We start from the raw sequence: 17,125 nt of genomic DNA on the forward strand, positions 1-17,125 counted from the left end.
AGGATGGCATTCACGAGGACGGCGGGCCGGCTCGGACTCCTCTCCTGCCATTTATGCAACTCGCTGACCAAGTCGGCGCCGGGGGCCCACGAAGGCCGATGTTCCCGCTGCGGCTCGCATCTCCGCTTTCGGAAACCGGACAGCATCACGCGAACCTGGGCGTTGCTGATCGCCAGCTACATTCTGTTCATCCCGGCGAACCTGCTGCCGATCATGCATACCAATTCCCTGTTCGGCGCACAGTCGGACACGATCTTGAGCGGAGTCGTCTACCTCTGGGCCTCCGGATCTTGGCACCTGGCCGTCATCGTCTTTATCGCCAGCATCCTGGTTCCCAGCGCCAAGCTCGTGACGTTGACCTTTCTAGTGGTGTCCGTGCAACGCCGCTCAACGTGGGATCCGCTGCAACGAATGAACATGTACCGGATCCTGGAATCGGTCGGCCGGTGGTCCATGCTGGACATCTTCGTCGTGGCGATGTTGGTCGCGCTGGTTCATCTTCAAACGTTGGCCACCATCCGCGCCGGCGCCGGCGCCGTGGCCTTTGGGGCCCTCGTGGTCGTGACCATGTTGGCAGCCATGGCATTTGATCCCCGCTTGATCTGGGATCCGCAATGGACGCGCCATGAATAGGCCCATCGACGAACTGAACCTTGCGGATCTCCCCTCTGCCGTCGCCGAAGGCCGGCGCGGCTGGTCCTTCCAATTCATCTGGGTGGTTCCGATCGTAGCCGCGCTGATCGGCGGGTGGCTCGTCGTCAAGGGGATTCTGGAGCACGGCCCCACGATCACGATCACCTTCAAGACGGCGGAAGGCCTTGAGGCCGGCAAAACGAAAATCAAATACAAGAACGTCGATGTCGGCGAAGTGAAGCAGGTCACACTCAGCGACGATCACCAACGCGTCGTGGCGACCGCAGAGATCGTCAAGGAGGCAGGACCCTATCTGGTCGAAGACAGCCGCTTTTGGATCGTTCGCCCACGGGTGTCCGGCGGCCATGTTTCTGGACTCGGGACGTTGTTCTCCGGCTCCTTCATCGGGCTGGATATCGGCAAATCCGACAACCGGCGGCGCCAATTCACCGGCCTCGATACGCCGCCGGTGTTCACTACGGATGTCCCTGGCCGCCAGTTCGTCCTGGTGAGCGACGACCTGGGATCACTGGGGATCGGCTCTCCGGTGTATTACCGCCAGGTCGAGGTCGGCAGTGTGGTGGCGCATGAACTCAATCAGGACGGAAAAGCCGTCATGCTGAAGATCTTCATCAATGCCCCCTATGATCAATTTGTGACGGCCAGCACGCGGTTTTGGAATTCGAGCGGCATCGATGTCGCCCTGGATGCGACGGGACTCAAAGTGGACACGCAGTCGCTCGCCTCCATTCTCATCGGCGGGATTACCTTCGAGGCCCCTCCTGGTTCCTCGCCGGTACCGCCGGTCGAGGAGAACCACACATTCGCCTTGGCCACCAGTCGCTCCCAGGCGATGAAACTTCCGGACGCACTGGCTATTCCCGCCGTCATGTATTTCAAAGATTCGCTCCGCGGCCTGTCGATCGGCGCGCCGGTCGAATTCCGCGGAATCGTCGTCGGTGAAGTCCAATCCATGCACGTGGAATTCGAGGAGAGGCAGAGCGAATATCGCTTTCCGGTCGGGCTGACGATTTATCCCGAACGTCTGGCGGCAATGGCCGCCGACGGTTCGCCCGTCGTCGCAGACCCGGCCACCCACCGCACGCGGTGGAATAGGCTGACCGAACATGGATTACGCGGTCAACTCCGAATCGGCAACCTCCTGACAGGGCAACTTTATGTGGCCGTGGATTTTTTCCCCGATGCGCCGAAGCAACAGATCGATTGGACGAGAACGCCTCCCGTCCTGCCGACCGTCGTAGGTTCGATGACGGAAGTCCAGGACACACTCTCGCGATTGGCCAGAAGACTTGAAAAGGTGCCGTTGGACCAAATCGGCAACGACATCCGACAGAGCCTGCAGGCCCTGAACCGCACCCTGGACAGCGCGAACCAACTCGTCAAGCGGCTCGATATGGATATCGTGCCTACGGCGAGAACGACCATGGAGGACGTGCGTAAGACCCTCAAGGCGGCCGAGCGCAGCATCGGATCCGATGCGCCGATCCAGCAGGATCTGCGTGAGACGCTCCGGGAGCTGAACCGGACCGCGCAGTCGCTCCGGACGTTGACGGATTATCTGGAACGGCATCCGGAGTCGCTGCTTCGCGGAAGGAAAGGGAACGAAAAGTGACCGGTCACCTCAGCCGAATCTCGTTTCTCGCAGCGGTCATTTGGCTTGCCGGATGCGGCAGTTCGCCGCCGATCCATTTCTACACGTTGAGCGCGGAAGCCTCACCCAATCCCCTCGCCCCCGTCAAGAACGACCGACCCATTTCGGTCGGGCCCGTTACCTTGCCCGAAGTCATCGAACGTCCGCAACTCGTGTTACGGACCAGCCCCAATCGGGTGACGTTGGTGGAGGAGCACCAGTGGGCGGAGCCGTTGCAGAGCGACATCCCGAGGGTCCTTGCCGAGAATCTGTCCCGGCTGTTGGGAACGAAGCAGGTCGCCGTCCATCCGCAGAGCGCCGGCGACCACGCGGAGTATCGCGTGGCGGTGGATGTTCAGCGATTCGAATCCACGCTCGGCAGCAGGGCCTCGATCGACGTCCTCTGGACCATTCGTCAGAGCTCCAGAAGCGAGGCTACATTCAAGACCGGACGATCGAGCGTGGAGGAACCGGTCGCCGATCCGAGTTATGAGGCGCTTGCCGCGGCCCATAGCCGAGGCCTGGTCCGGGTCAGTCGCGATATCGCGGATGCGATCCGGTCGTGGCGCCAATGACGATCCGATCGGGCTCCGTCGATTCCCTTGCCGGGGGATGTGGGTCAATCGGGTCGTGGCTGGCCTGATGGATCGCCCGGTGTCGCAGTCACGCTGTCGTTTCCGCCATGTCGGCGGCGAAGCTCCTTCTTGTACGCGCGACGTTCTTCGGGCGACATGCTCTGAAATTTTTCCCGCAACTCCTTCCGCTGCCCGGGCGGGAGTGACTTGAACCATCGCCGGGCATTGCGTACCGATTCGCGCTGCTCAGGCGGTAATTGGCGGAACTGTTGATACCGCTCGCGTAATTGCTGTCGTTGCTCCGGTGGAAGCGACCGCCATTGCTTGAACCGCTGCTTCGCCTCCTGACGCTCTTCGGGCGTCATGGTGCCCCACTGCTGCGCCCCATTCCGCAATCGTTGCTGTTTGCGCGGCGGCAACTGATCCCAGTTGTCGCTGAACCGTTGCAACAGTTGCTGTTCGCCCGGGCTGAGTTGGCTCCATGGCACCCCTGCCTGGTCGCCTTGCGCCCACGCGGGCATCACCCCGATGACCAACACCAGTATTCCTATCAACGGCAGGTTCATGGGCCGGTTGGCATCCTCAGTGAGTCGCGCGGGTGGTCTTTGGCAGACGTTGACGGGGTCTCCTTCGCAGGCTTACGAGCCTCTGCGGGCATTCCGTTGCGATCAGGCTTTGGTTTCGCCGGAGGCGGCGCAACAGGATTGTCTGTTATGGTAAACGGATCGATCCACCGGCCCTCCTCGGCCTGCCAACTCCCCAGGAAATCGAGCAATTCGGCATCCGGTTCTTCTGTCGGTGCCGGCGCCGCTTCCGCAATCCCGACGGCCAGGCAGAACAGGAGCATCAGTCCCGGTCTACCCGGTGGTGGCGGTACCATCGGCCAGCCAATCGTAAAATTCGAGGTCTTCGGACAATTCGAAATTTTCCGGCGATTGCATCAGTTCAAGATCTTCCAACAGCAGAGGCGAATGGTTGGCGCCATTCGCCTGCCACAGCCACATCGTCACCGCCAGAACGGCCATTGAAGCCAGGGCCACACCGCCGACCCATTGAAACCAGGGCCGCCGCGCAGAGGACCGGCTTACGGCATGCACCCGCGCGCGTTGCACGGCCAGCACGGTCTTTCGATCGAGCGCCTGCACACTCTGATCGAGAAGACGCTTCGCCGACGAGGCCAGCGGATCTGGCTGTTCGTCCGATCGTTCGTTCATGGCCAATGTGCTCCCAATCGCTGGCGCAACACCTGCAGAGCCCGGAACAAGTGGGTTTTCACGCTGCCCTCGGAACACCCCATGGCTTGGGCCGTTTGCGCCACATCCAACTCTTCCCAAATACGCAGGAGAAAGGCCTGCTGCTGCCGAAGCGGCAACGCGCGCAGGGCCACTTCCAGTTCTGCACAGGCCCGCTTGCGCTGCACCTCGCCATCCGGCGCCGGGGCGGTTGAATCGGGAATCTGCTCCAGCGGATCTTCCGCCTCTTCGTCATCCTGCGCACCATGGAAAAATTCCCGCAGACGGTTCCGCACCCGCTCCCGCCGGTACCAATCACGAATGCGGCTCTGGAGAATGCAATGAAACAGCGCGCCCCATTCCTCCTCGGGCCGCTGGGCATACTTCTGTGCCAGTTTCAGCATGGCATCCTGGACAAGATCAAGCGCCTCATCCTCATTCCCCGTGGCAATGTGCGCCATGCGGAATGCGCGTCGCTCAATCCCCGCCAGAAACCGGTCCAATGCCTGGGTTCGATCCAGTGATCCCACCCTCTCACCCAGGCAGATGCCTGGCTGCTCATGAACGGCGATAGGGGAATGGCAGCCGCTCATCCCCGTGTTCATCCTCTATGCGTCCCGTGACCGACCATTGAAGACCTATGCGCGGCAGCGGCATGGGCCTGATTTTGGCTGAGGTCGGCCCGATTCTCGACCCCAATTCCCGTGAAATCAAGACAGGTCAAGAGAAAATCTCCGGTCGCGACGCGCATGCGCGTGGTCCCTAGGCAAAAGAATCGCTGGTCGTCCCCGCCCGCCGTTTTTCAGAGCGAGCTTCTCTTCGGTCACAACGCAGGAGGAGACTCCCGGTTGACAGCATGCCTTCATAGGAACCGGAACGTTATGGAAGAAACCGCTGGTGGTATTGGAGAGAAGGCGCGGAAAGGACTGTGCGGAGGAACCTACTTGGCTTTTCCCCCATCGGCCGGCTTCTTGCCGCCCACCCAGGAAACGGATGGGATCCGGGCGACGAGATCCAGGCGCTCGTGCGCGTCATCGTCCTTCAGGTCCGGTCCGACACTATAGAGGACGCCCTTTTTCATATTGACCAGCATGGGCAGGCCGCTAAAGGGATCGTAGAGCCCTTGGCCGGCCTTGGCTAACCTGGTCAGCAGGTCCTGCTCCGGCGGAGTACGGCGTAACCAGGCCTGCAGCGAGACCAGCCGCAAGCGGGCATCGGTCTCCAGGACTCGACCACCGTACGTTTCCCATGCGGGTAGCGGATCCACCCCGACGAGACTCTCTATGGGATTCACCACCATATCGCTGATGCTATACGGAGCGATTCGCACAAATTGTGATTGCTTCGGCAGGTCGGCATACCGTCCGTCCGCTGCTGCTTTTCCCGCAGCGTCATAATATTCTGCGTAGGCATTAAACCGGCGCTGTTTCGGCAATGGCAACGCGGCGGCAATGGCGCCATAGATCGGACGCGTGTCGGCCCGATCCTGACTGACCGCTTCATCCACCATTTTGGTGGCCAGCACAAACTGGCTCTGCATCGGCCAGCGGAGAGACTGTTCGGGCTGTTCCAACGGCCGCGCCAATTTGGCGATCCGGCTGATATATCGCTCATCGAGGTCCGGCCGCTGCAGGAGCCCGCTCATGAGGACCACGTCGTCATTCATCGCGGCACTGGCCAGCATCTTCACGGGCAACGACTTCGCCTGTCCCAATACCGTCCGCCAGGCCGTCAGATCGGTTTCCAGCCGGCCGACCCCCGTCTCAACATCCTGCGCAAATCCGTCTGCCAGATACAGCCGATGGGTCTCCAGTATCAGCCCGCAATTCGGGCTGATCGGTTGCCCATACCCGACATCTTCGAACGGCTTATTCAGCCATTGCCGGTAGCGACCCAGGCTGACCTCCGCTTGGGACACCCATTTCTTGACGCCGTTTGCATCCAGCTGCATCTGCATAGCCGGATCAGCCGTCTTCATCCACTGACCCGTCGCTTCCGCCGATGCACTGTGATTCCCCTCCGGCAAATAGCCTTCTCCGGTCAGGCAGGTATGCGTGAACGCCCGGTCGGCGCCCTCCACTCGTCGATCCATTCCCGCCTGCATGGGATCCTGGCTCTCGGCGGCACCGAGACCGAGCAGGAGGAGATATCCGTTTCTGCTGGAGTCTTGCAGCGTCTGTTGAGGCACCGACGTCATATTGCGATAGGCGGCGCTGGGTTGCTCCTCCAGCACCAGCCACGTCAGGGTCACTGCAGCCACAGTGCCTCCGACCAGAAGCAGGACGAGGCCGACCACTGCCAGAACCAGGACAACGAGTGAGCGCGTCGTCGACACTCCCGCGCCGACCAGAGAAGCTGCCGCCTCACCGACCCGGCTCCATACCCCTCGGGCGGCAGGCTGGATCGGTTTGGGACGCTGGGGCGGCTCATCTGCAAGCGCCGCGGGAGGCTGCTCGATCGGTTCAGACGTCTGCTCCGCCACCACTGCGGCAGGAACTGTTTCCTCAACCGGCTGTGGGGCGACAGAAGCCAGCGGCTCCACAGGAGCGGGAGTCTCTGGTGGAGCGGCACTGACTTCAGGGGTCACGGGCTCTGCAGATTTTTTGAGCCAGCGCGTCAGCATGTTTCCGGTGGAAGGTTTCGGAGTCGGTGCCGACGACGCATTGTCCCAGAGAATATGCAACCCGTCACTCGGAGTGGTGTCAGATGGAGCGGGAAGAGCCGGTGCAACTACCTCTGTATCGACAACAACGGCCGGCTCGGCAGCTATTGCTATGGGCTGTTCAGGCTCCTCTGGCTGTACAGACTCAAGGGCATGGGGTGACTCGACGACCTGCGGCGAATCATCCGCCGGAACATCAATCGATGTCTCAGCCGCTGTTACAGGCGGGAGTTCTTGAACTGACTCTGTCTGAACATCCATGACCTCCACAGATGGAACTTCGGCGGCATGCGCCCGAGAATCGACAACCTCATGCTCTTCCAGATTCGCGATCGGCTCCAGCGACGCAACCGGCGGGCTCTCTATTGCCGGAAGATCCGCCGGCGGTTCGGCTTGTGGCTCCGGGACAATCGGTTCGGCCAGTGCTCCCGTGTGATCCTCAACGGGAGACATTGAGGTCGGAACGGCGACCGTCTCCTCCACCGGTTCAAAGTCCGCAGGGGCAGTCAGCTCTTGCGCACGCATCAGCGGAAGCGATTCCTCCACCTGAAGCAACGGCTCCGTGGGCTCTGCCGCGACCGATTCGTCGCGCGTGACGTCGATGGTGAATTCCGTGACAGGGTCCGCCTGGACGCGAGCTGGCTCACCTGCGGCTGTCGGGGAGATCGTTTCATTTTCCAGCAGACGCAAGGGAACTGCTGTGGATTCCTCCTTCACACGCCCCGCGGATGGCTCAAGTTCGGGCAAGGTGGTTGGACTCTCGGCAAGAGTCGCCTCACGCGCCTCGGTAGCAACAGGGAGGGGATTATTGTGCGGCTGGTTCTGCGAGTCCGGTGAGAGAAGCCGGAACCCGCGCGCCGATTCATCGGCAACCTCCGGCACTGGTTCGCCGCCGACCGTCAGTGACTCCGCCTGTGCTGCAGGCTCAGACGTCTCCGGCACCGCGGGTACCATGAGCGTCGAATCCTGTGGCACTCCGCCGGATTCTCCGGCTTCTCCAACCGCTAACGAGACTGAACCGAATTCCGGTTCCGGCTCTTGACTGGGAATGGTGACGTTTTCCACCTCGATCTGTTCCCAGGGCATGGGTCCGGACAACGTCGGTGAAGCGCTGCCCGAATCGAGGGAGGATTCCTGCGCCGGCGCTTCGTAGAACGTCGCTGTCATCTCGACAGAATCCGCGGCGGCGGAGGTTGCCGGAGCCGGGTCCGGCTCCGCACTTGGAAGTGTCTGCGCGGGCGAGGACTGCATGGCTGCAACCGCGGCGAGAATTTCTTCCCAGGAGAGCCCGGACGAGGTGATTTCTGAGGAGCTCGAAGCGGAAGGTGGTGCTGGTGGCGCCTCTGCATGGCGCATGACATCCTCTATGACGGGAGCCACCGCCTCAATCGTTGGTGACGACTCCTCCTCCTTCTCGGATGATTCCGGAACAAGCTCCACCACGCTCGATGTCGACGGCTCGATCGGCGGAGGAATAGGAATGGGATTCTCTTCGACCTGATCCCAGGGCATGGAGGCCGGAGTCACCGGTGCTTCGACGATCGGGTGACTGCCGGTTTGCGACAGCACTTCGATGGTCTGAGGCGCGGATGCACTGGCAGGAGCCTGCGGCAAACCGGTCTCAGGAGACGGCGCCGCTGTGGACTCCTGCACCATCGACACCTGACTCTCAGGAGGCGAAGGTATCGCCATGGCCTCCTCTGCAACCTGATCCCAGGGCATAGGGGCAGGACTTGCAGGCGCGTGAGCAATCGGATGACTGCCGGTCTCTGCCAGCACTTCAATGGCAGGAGGCACAGCTTCAACGTCGGGAATTGATACCGATTCCGGCTCAGGAACGGCTTGGGGCACATCGTGGGGTACCGGGGATTCCTGGCTCACCGTTGCGGGAGGAATCACGACGGCCACGTCTTCAACCTGGTCCCACGGCATCGGCGCCGGGGTCGAAGGTGCTTGGGCAATCGGACCAGCGCCGGCCTCGACCAGGGACACAGTTTCGGGCGAGGACTCCGGAGAGGCCGTGGGCGTGAGCACTTCGGTCTCGCCCGTCACCGCCGGCAGCAGATCAATGCCGGGCGGTTCGCTTTCAGCCGCAGGCTGACTCGTCTCTTCCGTGGAGTCCACCATGGACAAGGAAGGCTCAACAGGAGCCGGCGGTTCCAAACTCCTATGCGAGTCAGGTGTGTCGGAGGCAGAATTGTGATCGAGCACAGACTTCTCTGGCTCAATCACTCCCAGCGCCTCGATCGGCGAGGCAGGGGGAACGACCGACTCCATGCCGTCCGTCGGTGACTCTTCCGGCGACACAGGCGAGTCTTGTGCGCCAGGCACGTCGCAAGGAGACGCCTCCACGTGCTCCCAAGGCGGAGCCGCCGCCTCTGCAGCCTGGGCAGATTCGCTCTCGGCAGCGGGAACTGCAGGCTGCGGTGTCGTCTGCAGGACTTGCCCGGTGACCGTATCAAACATGGCGGCAAGACGGAACGAGACCGGGCTCCCGGGAGCAATCGAACGAATCCGTGCGAAGAGGTCGCTAGGATGGTTGGGTTTGTCCGTGTCTGGATCTTCCAGCAGGACTTCAACCGCCTTGCCGTACTCCGCCACCGCCGCCATGACGTCGCCTTTTTCCTCGTAGACGCGTCCCAGCATTTCCAGGAAAGGGACATATCGTGGCCCTGCCGTCAGATATTCCCGTAACAGCGACTCCGCCAACCAATAGTCCTGCCGCTCCATGGCTTCCCGGGCCAGCGATTCGAAGGCCGTCCTGGCGCTCATGAGGCTTCCAAGGCGCAGATGCAGGGTGGCGAATAGACGCCTGGCTTCTGCATTGAGCGGATCCAGCGCGAGCAGGTCTTTGAGGGCGGAGGACGCGCGGACATACTTGCCGGCGTTCATTTGTGTGATCGCGTCCTCGAGAAGGGCCGACTTCTTGTTGTAGCCGAGGCTGCCCTTTTTCTGGACCTTCGGAGGAACTTTTTTATCGGACTTCAGGGGAGGTTTTTTGTCGGATCGCACGGTGTAACCCTATAACTTTACAAGCATCCCTGAGCTTTGTTGGTCGTCCTGCAGCTGACGGTCTGTTCGGAGGCTGACATGGCCATGTGTCTTTCCTTTTCGGCATTCTTCAGCGCGATCTTGATTGGAGAATTCCCTGTGCCGGTTTTGACACAGACGCGGGGTCATTTGACCCCAGGAACCCTATTTCACCCACCCGGGGGAGTTCCGTATACTGCAGCAGGGAGACCCTGACCGACATGCGACGCATCCTCATTTTTTCTGATCTTGACGGCAGTCTGCTGGACGCCACCACCTACTCGCACAAGGATGCCACCGAGGCCCTGGCCGCCATACAGCAACGCGGCGCAACGCTTATCCTCGTCTCCAGCAAGACCCGTGCGGAAATGGAACCACTTCGCCGCAGTCTGGGCAATCACCACTCATTTATTGTCGAAAATGGCGGGGCCGTCTATATCCCCAACGGCACATTTCCCTTTCCGCTTGAGCAAGCAATACCCCGCGGCGACTATCAGGTCGTCCAGCTTGGAACTCCCTATGCTCAACTTCGAACGGCGCTGAAGGACATCCGCCAAGAACTTGGTTCTGGATTGCGGGGATTTGGAGATCTACCTCTTGAAGAGGTGATTCAGCTCACGAGACTGTCAGTTGCGGATACCCGGTTGGCCATGCAACGGGAGTACGATGAGCCGTTCGTGATTGATGGAGAGGGCATCGTGTGGCAGGACCTGCTCGCAGCGGTAACCATGCGCGGCCTGCGCTGTACGCGCGGGGGCCGGTTCTACCATTTGATGGGAGCGAATGATAAGGGGATCGCGAGCCGGCGACTGATCGAATGGTATGAACGGTTGGCACAAACCGAGGGACAAACCCTCGTGACAGTCGGCCTTGGAGACAGCCTAAACGATCTTCCCATGCTGGACGTCGTGGACTATCCCATCCTTGTCCGAAAACCGAACGGTTCCTATGACCCGGAGGTGCAGCTTCCCCATCTGATCCGTGCCGATGGAGTGGGACCGGTCGGATGGAACCGGAGCCTCATTGATCTCCTGCCGACCCTGTGACGATCGCACGGAATATACTTCCACTGCTGGTGAGTGAACATTGAGACGAGGGGATCAGCGCCCGTCCGGAGGCCTCGTGCTTCGGCAGCTTAACAGGCCTATCGCAAGTCCTCCGGCAAATCCCGCGCCGATGGCACAGGCCACGAGCCCAAGCAGTGAACGATTGAACACGAACCGGCTCGGGCGGCGGTATGGATACCGCGGCACAGCCGCTTCCCCGCCCAGCCAGCGGCGCGCCTTGGCTTCGCCGTCGATATCCGAAATCTTATTCGTCATACCCCATCCCTTGTCAGTGGCCAGCGAAGACTTGCTCCGCGGTTAGAGATGCCGCAGATCATCAGGTGCGCCCTCTCGTGTCCGGACCGACAACCCGCGCTCAAGATAGTCTTTGGCCAAATCTTTCGCGCCCAACCCGAATGCGATCGCCCCGGCCATGACGATCCCTCCCAGTGTAATCCCGAAACCAACGACCACGATGTTTTGTGCAATACCGAGCTGCTCCAGCGCCATAGCCACCGCCAACAATTGAATCCCCCATCGCGAGCAGGTCGCCACCAATCGTGCGGGAGGTAATCCCGCATTGACCGCAGCAATCAGCACGGCCTGGGAGACAAAGTTGGAGAGCAACCAACCGGCAACCAAAATCAGGCCTGCCGTGACCAGGTGAGGAACATAGGCTAAGAACGACTTGGCGAAATCGTTGATCGGTTGAAGATTCAGCGCGCCCAATGCGGCGACGGTCGCAAAAATCATCACCAACCAATAGGCCGCTTGCCCCACCAATCGAGACGGATCGGTTTTCACCCCGCCGCGCAACAAGGCGCCGGTGACGCCCAGTCGATCAAACAGTCGGTCCAGTCCAACAACTCGTAAAAGCCGCTCCAGCGCCTGACTCGCCGTCCAGGCCACCACCAGGCCCGCAAAGAAAATGATGGACATGGCGAGGAGGCTCGGCAAAACCGCGAGCACCTGCCGCGCCATCAGCTCCAGTGGATCGAGGAGCCCCTTCTCAAAAAATTCCTTCATGTTTCCCTCCTCCGGCCTCGACTGCAGCCTGCCATCAGATGGATCGAATCATGACTATCAGCTGGCATGAGACTCGTTCCAGCGCGCCACCAAATAGGATTTATCTTTTTCAAACGCCTGGCAGAGCGCTTCAATGCGGCCCTCAGCCTCGCTCGATGTGAGCCCTTGCGTATCCAGCACGAAGGAGGCGGTGCGTCCGAGATATAAGGGTGTGAACGCTTTCAATACGTGATCGAGCGGCAAGACACGGTTCCGATAGGCGACAGCCGCGTCGTACACGACCCGTGCCCACAGACTGTCGGCAATCCGAAAATCCTGCAATGAACAGGTTCCCAGCGGCCGCAGACTCTGCCTGGTCCCCGGAGCGAGGATCTGATCCCAGATCGTGCCTAGATCGCTCAGTCCTTGCCGAAAGGTGTTGATCATACGATCGACATTCACGTTGACCGGCTCCACACCGACTTCGTACTGGAACCCGAACAACGGGACGGCGTTCGATCCGTCCGTTTTACCCCATACCGCATAATGATCTTCCATGAGCGCGAAGACCGCGCCGAGCACCTGCACCAGCATAGCCGAGAGATCTGCCGCCGGGTCTTTGGGGTTGTGGATTTTGGCCCCCAGGAAACTCTGACAGACGCGCGCCCCGCTGGCGATCGCTTCCGTCGTCATCCAGATGTCGATTCCGAATTTTGCGACTTCCGATTCCCACACGTGCTTGTCTAGATAGTGCTGCGCCAATTGGCCGGAAAATCCGAAATCCCCGCCGATCGGTTGCCTGATTCGATGACCGTAGAGGGTGCGCGTCAGCGGATACACGATGCTGTTCGTGATGGTCCCGTCATACTTGTGGCGTAGATAGTAGGGCGCGACGTAGTCATATCCCTGTTCCAATACCGGACTCACCAGAAGCTCAATCCATTCCGGAGTGATGCTCCGCAAATCCGAATCCACGACGGCGCAGGCTTTGGCTTTCAAACGACGCGCAATCTCGAAAATCGTGCGAAATGCGCTGCCTTTTCCGGGGATCCCGTGATAGGGCGTAATGATCTTATGGAGCGAGCTCTGCTGGTCGCCGATAAAGAGTGTTTTGAGATCGACGACCGTTTGTGACACCACCTGCTGCGTGCCGTCCGTCGAGCCGCCATCCGAATTCACGAGGACGGCGCGGGCGTCCGGGAAATACTTGGCCAATCCGGCGCTCACCGCCTTGACGACGTGGCCGATCGTTCCCACATTGTTAAAGCTGGGGATGCCGACCAAAATATCCGTATGGGCGAATTGATCAACCTGCGCCTCGGTGTCGGATGTCAGCGGGGTGGTATGGGTCGTATCAGGAAGTTGAGGGCCAGGGGTCATACGTCAATCTCGAACGCCTCCGCCCTAGCAGCGCTGTGATGACATGAGCGAGGTGAACTGGCGAAAGGCCGGTCTGTGTGACAAGGTGTCTATGCTAAGAGACACCATTTTACATAAGGATGTCAAGCAATTCGGCTTCGACACCATGGCGCCCGGTCATCTCTCTCCGGTGTGATCGACGGAGAAGCATCCTGCCGGATGTGATCGGGACCACTCAACTTCAGCGGAGTTTCTACTGAACAGGAACGCGGGGGGAATGTCGTTCGGCAAGGATCGCGGAATGCTTACCCGGCATCAGAAATGACGATCTGTTCCTTCCGATCCGTACTGAATGATGGCGGCGGCACATGAGCACTGACGAAATCGCTCAATCGCAGCTGATCGTCGGCATCCATGAGTATGGGATCCACTCCCAGCCGCGACTCACTCGCCCAGCGTATCGTCGCCAATCTCACCGACAGAGGTTTGGGCTCGCCCGGAATATGCAGATGCAATTGAAGCAGATCCCCGGCTTGCAGCCCTTTCAGTCCGGTCCGTGACCATCCTGGAATCGAGAGATCGAGCATTCGGCCGTTCCAGACCAGCAACCCGTTCTCGGAACGTGATCCGGTACATTCGACGATAAAACGCGGACGGTTCTGTTGTTCCATCATTCCTCCAAGCAAACGCCCCGGCAGAATATGAAAAACAACAGATTACGGGATAGTCCCCGAAAGCGGGGGATTCGCGGAACACTCCAGGCGCAGTGGAAATCGACGATGGGAATTTCGGTGAAGGATTTGCGAGATCTGAAGCCCAGGCTCGACAGCCAGACCAGACAACAGGGAAACAACTGATTGATTATGCAACGCGCGAGGAATCTGCTGATTTCAGGACGCTTTGAACAAATTTGTGAATGCGAGCTTCAGCGGCGGCACTCAGCTTGACGGTTTCTAACCCGAATAGGCGACCCTTCACCCACTTCACAGTCACATCTTCCACGTCGATCGCCTTAGGCTGATCGGGCAAAAACACGCGCAACGTCAGTTTCATGCCGACCGTGACGGGCTTATCGCCATCGATCCGCCAACCCTTGACGGAGAGGTCGCATACTTTGCCGGTACCGACCAGTCCCTCCCCCAGATAATAGAGGAAGCAACTGACAGGCACGCGAGAATGTGAACGGGACGTGTGTGACTTGGCCATGGGTTAGAGCGAGGGGATGGGCACCACGCGGCATCAGCCTCGACCAGGGATCAGTCTACTGAACTCGACGCAAATGACCAAGCAGATTTTCATTCCCGACAGGGCGAACAGATCCATTGCCACACACTGACTGAAACTATGAACCGGAGATAGGATTAAACCAGCGCCGTCACGAACTGTTCGAGGCGGGCCTGTTCATCGGCTTTGATTGTATTCACTTCAATGCCGAATTCCTGGCCCCGTGACCAGCGAACAATCGCGCGGTCGACAAATACGGTCGGATGCTGACCGGGAAGAAAGATACACAGTGTGACAATCATTCCGAGGTCAACAGGATGCGTCCCATCGACACGCCAACCGTTGAGAGAGAGATTCCAGGCGACACCGCTCCCCTGGAAGGCATCGCAGGAATAATAGACCGAACATTGGACGGGAAAACGACGAAAGGACCGCACGTGAAATCGGACAGGGGCAGCAGCAGGAGGACGATGCGGAAGGGACGGTACGAGCTGTTTATTGCCAGCAGACATGGCACCCCCGACCGGAATCCTGCACGTTGTCGCAGGTTGGGGTGAGTGACGGGTTTCGAAATACGCCGAACACCCAGCCCAATCAATCAAATCAACAACTTACATCTGCAAATTGCGGCAAAACTGAGCAAATTGTACGCAAATCCGCAACCAGACGCAACCAGGCATCGGAGGGGAATGAAGATGGTTCCGATAAGGAGGAGGCAACGTCATGACCTACCTGCTCCAGAGGGGCATACCCTCATGTGCACACAGCGCTTTTGAGTGCTCGATTCACAACAAATGGAAGGAGTGTAGCTCATGGCGAACGGATTAATCTCGGCGGCAATGGCATCAGGACTCGGAAAAGGGTTGGGGGACGCTGCCCAGAATGGTATGCAACTCGTTGGCTACTCCCTGCTACAGCGAGAGCGGCAGGCCATGGAAGAGCGCAGACAGATGCTCATGGAACAAGCGGCCGCCGCGAGAGAGCAGCGAGGATATGCGCACGCCGAGAAAATGCAAGCGTCGAATCAAGATTTTCAGCGCGGACTGATCCAAGAGCAACGTGGATCGGACATCCTGAAAACCGATCTGGAGCATCGGTATCAATCTGGGGAGAAAGCCGCGGAACGCGATTTCACCAGTACGGAGAACGCACGCAATCGGGAGTCGAACGCGCAGATCCACGACCAGGCGAACGAAACGACCCAGCGAGGCCAGGACATTACCGCCGAGCATGGGAAGGCCACGATCGAGACCACCAAGCGAGGACAGGATCTCACGGCGGAACATGGCAAAGAATCGTTGGAAGTACAGAGACGGGGGCAAAACATTACCGAGCAGCATGGCAAGGATGTCGTAGCTTCCCAGAACAAGTATTACGAGGCGCTCATAGCCCATCATCGGGCCATCGAGGCCAATGCCACGGCCCAAACGGACATACAACGAGCGAAAGCTAAGAACGACTTGTCCGAGACGGCCAGGGAACTGGCGCTTCTCGAGAAGGCGCAAGGCCAAGAATATTTGAAGATGGCCAATGATCCTACGCTCGATGATAAGAACCGATCTTCCCTGCTCAAACTTGCCCAATTGCACTTCGATCGAGCGGCGATGCACCTGGGATATACGGCCAGAGATGCCGGATCTGGCGTGCAGATCAAGGATCCCTTTGAAGAATTTCTCCCAAAATCTTGGCGCACTCCTCAACCTCCTCCACCGGCGATCAATCGGGGCGAGGAAACTCTCTCCAGGGCAAAATCCGAAGCGGAGCAGCGCAGGGAAGCCACTCGCCGAGATGCGATGGAAGCGATGAGAGAACATCCAGATCCCGCTACTCCGCCGCCTCCGATGACTCCGCCATCGCCTATGATGGCGCCCATGGAACGACAGCGGCCGACAGGGATGCAGCAGCCAGGGGAATCCGTGCCGACACCCCCGAAGCCAGCACCGGCACCGGCTCCCGTGATCGCCAACGTGCCGCGAGAATTGCCGCGGGCACTGTCCAGGGATACCGACCAGTCAGCCATGGAGAGGCCGAACGTCATTGAACGTCCCAAAGCAGTGGAACGTCCCGTTCCTCAGTCACGCGCGCAAGCGTCGATGTTTCCGCAACAGCAAAGGACGGAATCGGCAAGGGGTCAAGGTGGGACAGACCTCTACGCCGGCTTAGTCGATAAAGAAATTGATCCCACCACGGAACCCGACGACTTAATGGCCTCTGATGAAGTCGCGACCCTGACGGCAAGAAAACAATACGATCTGCGAGATGTGTATGAAAATTATGCCGAAGGGAAAATTAGCGGCGAGACGTTACGCTCCTCAGTCCACGCGATTTTAGATGATGCCTTCGGAGCAATCCGAGCTGAGGCTTTCGCGAGAGTCTTTCTGGGAAACTCAAAACCAGTCAAAAAGGTTAGCGATAGCCGGTCATCGGGCTTGATAGGAGGAGCAATGCTCGCGTAGCTGAGATCTGATCGTGAAGCAACGGTACCTCTGTCACGCTCTTGACGTTTCGTGGCAGGCAAATTTCGACCCAGAGAGGAGCTGATGAGCGACGTAGCACAAGCACGACGACGGTTCAATCTCCAGTACCTCAGGGAGCGCCTCGAAGTGTGGGATTCTTGGAAACAGCCACCAACCTTCCCGGGCGTACCGAATGGGGACGAGTTAGCTAAAGAATATGTGGCACTCGTCAGAAAGATCGTTGCCGAGGAG

16 protein-coding genes are annotated in these 17,125 nt (G+C 59.5%); 6 read left to right on the forward strand and 10 right to left on the reverse strand.

Annotation, left to right across the window (positions count from 1 at the left end):
* The first annotated feature begins 3 nt into the window (after positions 1 to 3).
* The 3 genes from GDA65_02610 to GDA65_02620 are packed head-to-tail and all read left to right on the forward strand — an operon-like array spanning position 4 to position 2,859.
* Complete coding sequence (locus GDA65_02610; GenBank protein ID MBA5861591.1) at positions 4 to 633, forward strand: paraquat-inducible membrane protein A; 630 nt, start codon at positions 4 to 6, stop codon at positions 631 to 633.
* A complete protein-coding gene (locus GDA65_02615) occupies positions 626 to 2,266 on the forward strand; it encodes an MCE family protein (protein MBA5861592.1) in 1,641 nt (546 codons plus the stop codon). The genes GDA65_02610 and GDA65_02615 overlap by 8 nt, the downstream gene beginning before the upstream one ends.
* Positions 2,263 to 2,859, forward strand: coding sequence for a hypothetical protein (locus tag GDA65_02620; GenBank protein MBA5861593.1), 597 nt, complete (start codon positions 2,263 to 2,265; stop codon positions 2,857 to 2,859). Before GDA65_02615 ends, GDA65_02620 begins: the two co-directional genes overlap by 4 nt.
* Before the next feature lie 44 nt (positions 2,860 to 2,903).
* Here GDA65_02620 and GDA65_02625 read toward each other — a convergent pair whose 3' ends face one another.
* From GDA65_02625 to GDA65_02640, 4 genes are read right to left on the reverse strand one after another with little or no spacing between them, the layout of a single operon-like run.
* A complete protein-coding gene (locus GDA65_02625) occupies positions 2,904 to 3,425 on the reverse strand; it encodes a DUF3106 domain-containing protein (protein MBA5861594.1) in 522 nt (173 codons plus the stop codon).
* Complete coding sequence (locus tag GDA65_02630) at positions 3,422 to 3,739, reverse strand: hypothetical protein (protein MBA5861595.1); 318 nt, start codon at positions 3,737 to 3,739, stop codon at positions 3,422 to 3,424. Before GDA65_02630 ends, GDA65_02625 begins: the two co-directional genes overlap by 4 nt.
* The gene (locus GDA65_02635; protein MBA5861596.1) at positions 3,717 to 4,073 is read right to left on the reverse strand and encodes a hypothetical protein; all 357 of its coding nucleotides are present in this window, start codon (positions 4,071 to 4,073) and stop codon (positions 3,717 to 3,719) included. The genes GDA65_02630 and GDA65_02635 overlap by 23 nt, the downstream gene beginning before the upstream one ends.
* Positions 4,070 to 4,621, reverse strand: a complete 552-nt coding sequence (locus GDA65_02640; protein MBA5861597.1) for an RNA polymerase sigma factor — start codon at positions 4,619 to 4,621, stop codon at positions 4,070 to 4,072. Before GDA65_02640 ends, GDA65_02635 begins: the two co-directional genes overlap by 4 nt.
* A gap of 373 nt (positions 4,622 to 4,994) precedes the next feature.
* Here GDA65_02640 and GDA65_02645 point away from each other — a divergent pair, with 373 nt between their 5' ends.
* Both GDA65_02645 and GDA65_02650 read left to right on the forward strand, forming a co-directional pair.
* Positions 4,995 to 5,177 carry a hypothetical protein gene (locus GDA65_02645; protein MBA5861598.1) on the forward strand — a complete coding sequence of 61 codons (183 nt, stop codon included), beginning with the start codon at positions 4,995 to 4,997 and terminating at the stop codon, positions 5,175 to 5,177.
* Between the two features lie 4,827 nt (positions 5,178 to 10,004).
* Positions 10,005 to 10,829: an HAD hydrolase family protein gene (locus tag GDA65_02650; protein ID MBA5861599.1), complete on the forward strand. Its 825-nt coding sequence runs from the start codon at positions 10,005 to 10,007 to the stop codon at positions 10,827 to 10,829.
* Positions 10,830 to 10,883: 54 nt separating this feature from the next.
* On the opposite strand, the gene GDA65_02655 is transcribed toward GDA65_02650, so the two are convergent.
* From GDA65_02655 to GDA65_02680, 6 genes are all read right to left on the reverse strand, one after another.
* A complete protein-coding gene (locus GDA65_02655) occupies positions 10,884 to 11,105 on the reverse strand; it encodes a hypothetical protein (GenBank protein ID MBA5861600.1) in 222 nt (73 codons plus the stop codon).
* A gap of 42 nt (positions 11,106 to 11,147) precedes the next feature.
* The gene (locus GDA65_02660) at positions 11,148 to 11,855 is read right to left on the reverse strand and encodes a hypothetical protein (GenBank protein MBA5861601.1); all 708 of its coding nucleotides are present in this window, start codon (positions 11,853 to 11,855) and stop codon (positions 11,148 to 11,150) included.
* Positions 11,856 to 11,912: 57 nt separating this feature from the next.
* Positions 11,913 to 13,214 (reverse strand): glycosyltransferase, encoded by a 1,302-nt coding sequence (locus tag GDA65_02665; protein MBA5861602.1) that lies wholly within the window; start codon positions 13,212 to 13,214, stop codon positions 11,913 to 11,915.
* 284 nt (positions 13,215 to 13,498) lie between these two features.
* Positions 13,499 to 13,867, reverse strand: coding sequence for a hypothetical protein (locus GDA65_02670; protein ID MBA5861603.1), 369 nt, complete (start codon positions 13,865 to 13,867; stop codon positions 13,499 to 13,501).
* A gap of 187 nt (positions 13,868 to 14,054) precedes the next feature.
* The gene (locus GDA65_02675) at positions 14,055 to 14,399 is read right to left on the reverse strand and encodes a hypothetical protein (protein ID MBA5861604.1); all 345 of its coding nucleotides are present in this window, start codon (positions 14,397 to 14,399) and stop codon (positions 14,055 to 14,057) included.
* Between the two features lie 155 nt (positions 14,400 to 14,554).
* Positions 14,555 to 14,929 carry a hypothetical protein gene (locus GDA65_02680; GenBank protein ID MBA5861605.1) on the reverse strand — a complete coding sequence of 125 codons (375 nt, stop codon included), beginning with the start codon at positions 14,927 to 14,929 and terminating at the stop codon, positions 14,555 to 14,557.
* A 300-nt stretch (positions 14,930 to 15,229) separates the two neighbouring features.
* Between GDA65_02680 and GDA65_02685 the strand changes: the two genes are divergently transcribed.
* Positions 15,230 to 16,873, forward strand: coding sequence for a hypothetical protein (locus tag GDA65_02685; protein ID MBA5861606.1), 1,644 nt, complete (start codon positions 15,230 to 15,232; stop codon positions 16,871 to 16,873).
* Positions 16,874 to 17,125 lie beyond the last annotated feature (252 nt).

It is taken from the genome of Nitrospira sp. CR1.1 (genome assembly GCA_014055465.1).
GTDB lineage: Bacteria > Nitrospirota > Nitrospiria > Nitrospirales > Nitrospiraceae > Nitrospira_A.

Coding starts and splice junctions, on each gene's coding strand:
- GDA65_02655 (MBA5861600.1), bottom strand. CDS start 11,105: ATGACGAATAAGATTTCGGATATCGACGGCGAAGCCAAGGCGCGCCGC.
- GDA65_02650 (MBA5861599.1), top strand. CDS start 10,005: ATGCGACGCATCCTCATTTTTTCTGATCTTGACGGCAGTCTGCTGGAC.
- GDA65_02665 (MBA5861602.1), bottom strand. CDS start 13,214: ATGACCCCTGGCCCTCAACTTCCTGATACGACCCATACCACCCCGCTG.
- GDA65_02610 (MBA5861591.1), top strand. CDS start 4: ATGGCATTCACGAGGACGGCGGGCCGGCTCGGACTCCTCTCCTGCCAT.
- GDA65_02660 (MBA5861601.1), bottom strand. CDS start 11,855: ATGAAGGAATTTTTTGAGAAGGGGCTCCTCGATCCACTGGAGCTGATG.
- GDA65_02635 (MBA5861596.1), bottom strand. CDS start 4,073: ATGAACGAACGATCGGACGAACAGCCAGATCCGCTGGCCTCGTCGGCG.
- GDA65_02675 (MBA5861604.1), bottom strand. CDS start 14,399: ATGGCCAAGTCACACACGTCCCGTTCACATTCTCGCGTGCCTGTCAGT.
- GDA65_02625 (MBA5861594.1), bottom strand. CDS start 3,425: ATGAACCTGCCGTTGATAGGAATACTGGTGTTGGTCATCGGGGTGATG.
- GDA65_02685 (MBA5861606.1), top strand. CDS start 15,230: ATGGCGAACGGATTAATCTCGGCGGCAATGGCATCAGGACTCGGAAAA.
- GDA65_02680 (MBA5861605.1), bottom strand. CDS start 14,929: ATGTCTGCTGGCAATAAACAGCTCGTACCGTCCCTTCCGCATCGTCCT.
- GDA65_02670 (MBA5861603.1), bottom strand. CDS start 13,867: ATGATGGAACAACAGAACCGTCCGCGTTTTATCGTCGAATGTACCGGA.
- GDA65_02615 (MBA5861592.1), top strand. CDS start 626: ATGAATAGGCCCATCGACGAACTGAACCTTGCGGATCTCCCCTCTGCC.
- GDA65_02630 (MBA5861595.1), bottom strand. CDS start 3,739: ATGGTACCGCCACCACCGGGTAGACCGGGACTGATGCTCCTGTTCTGC.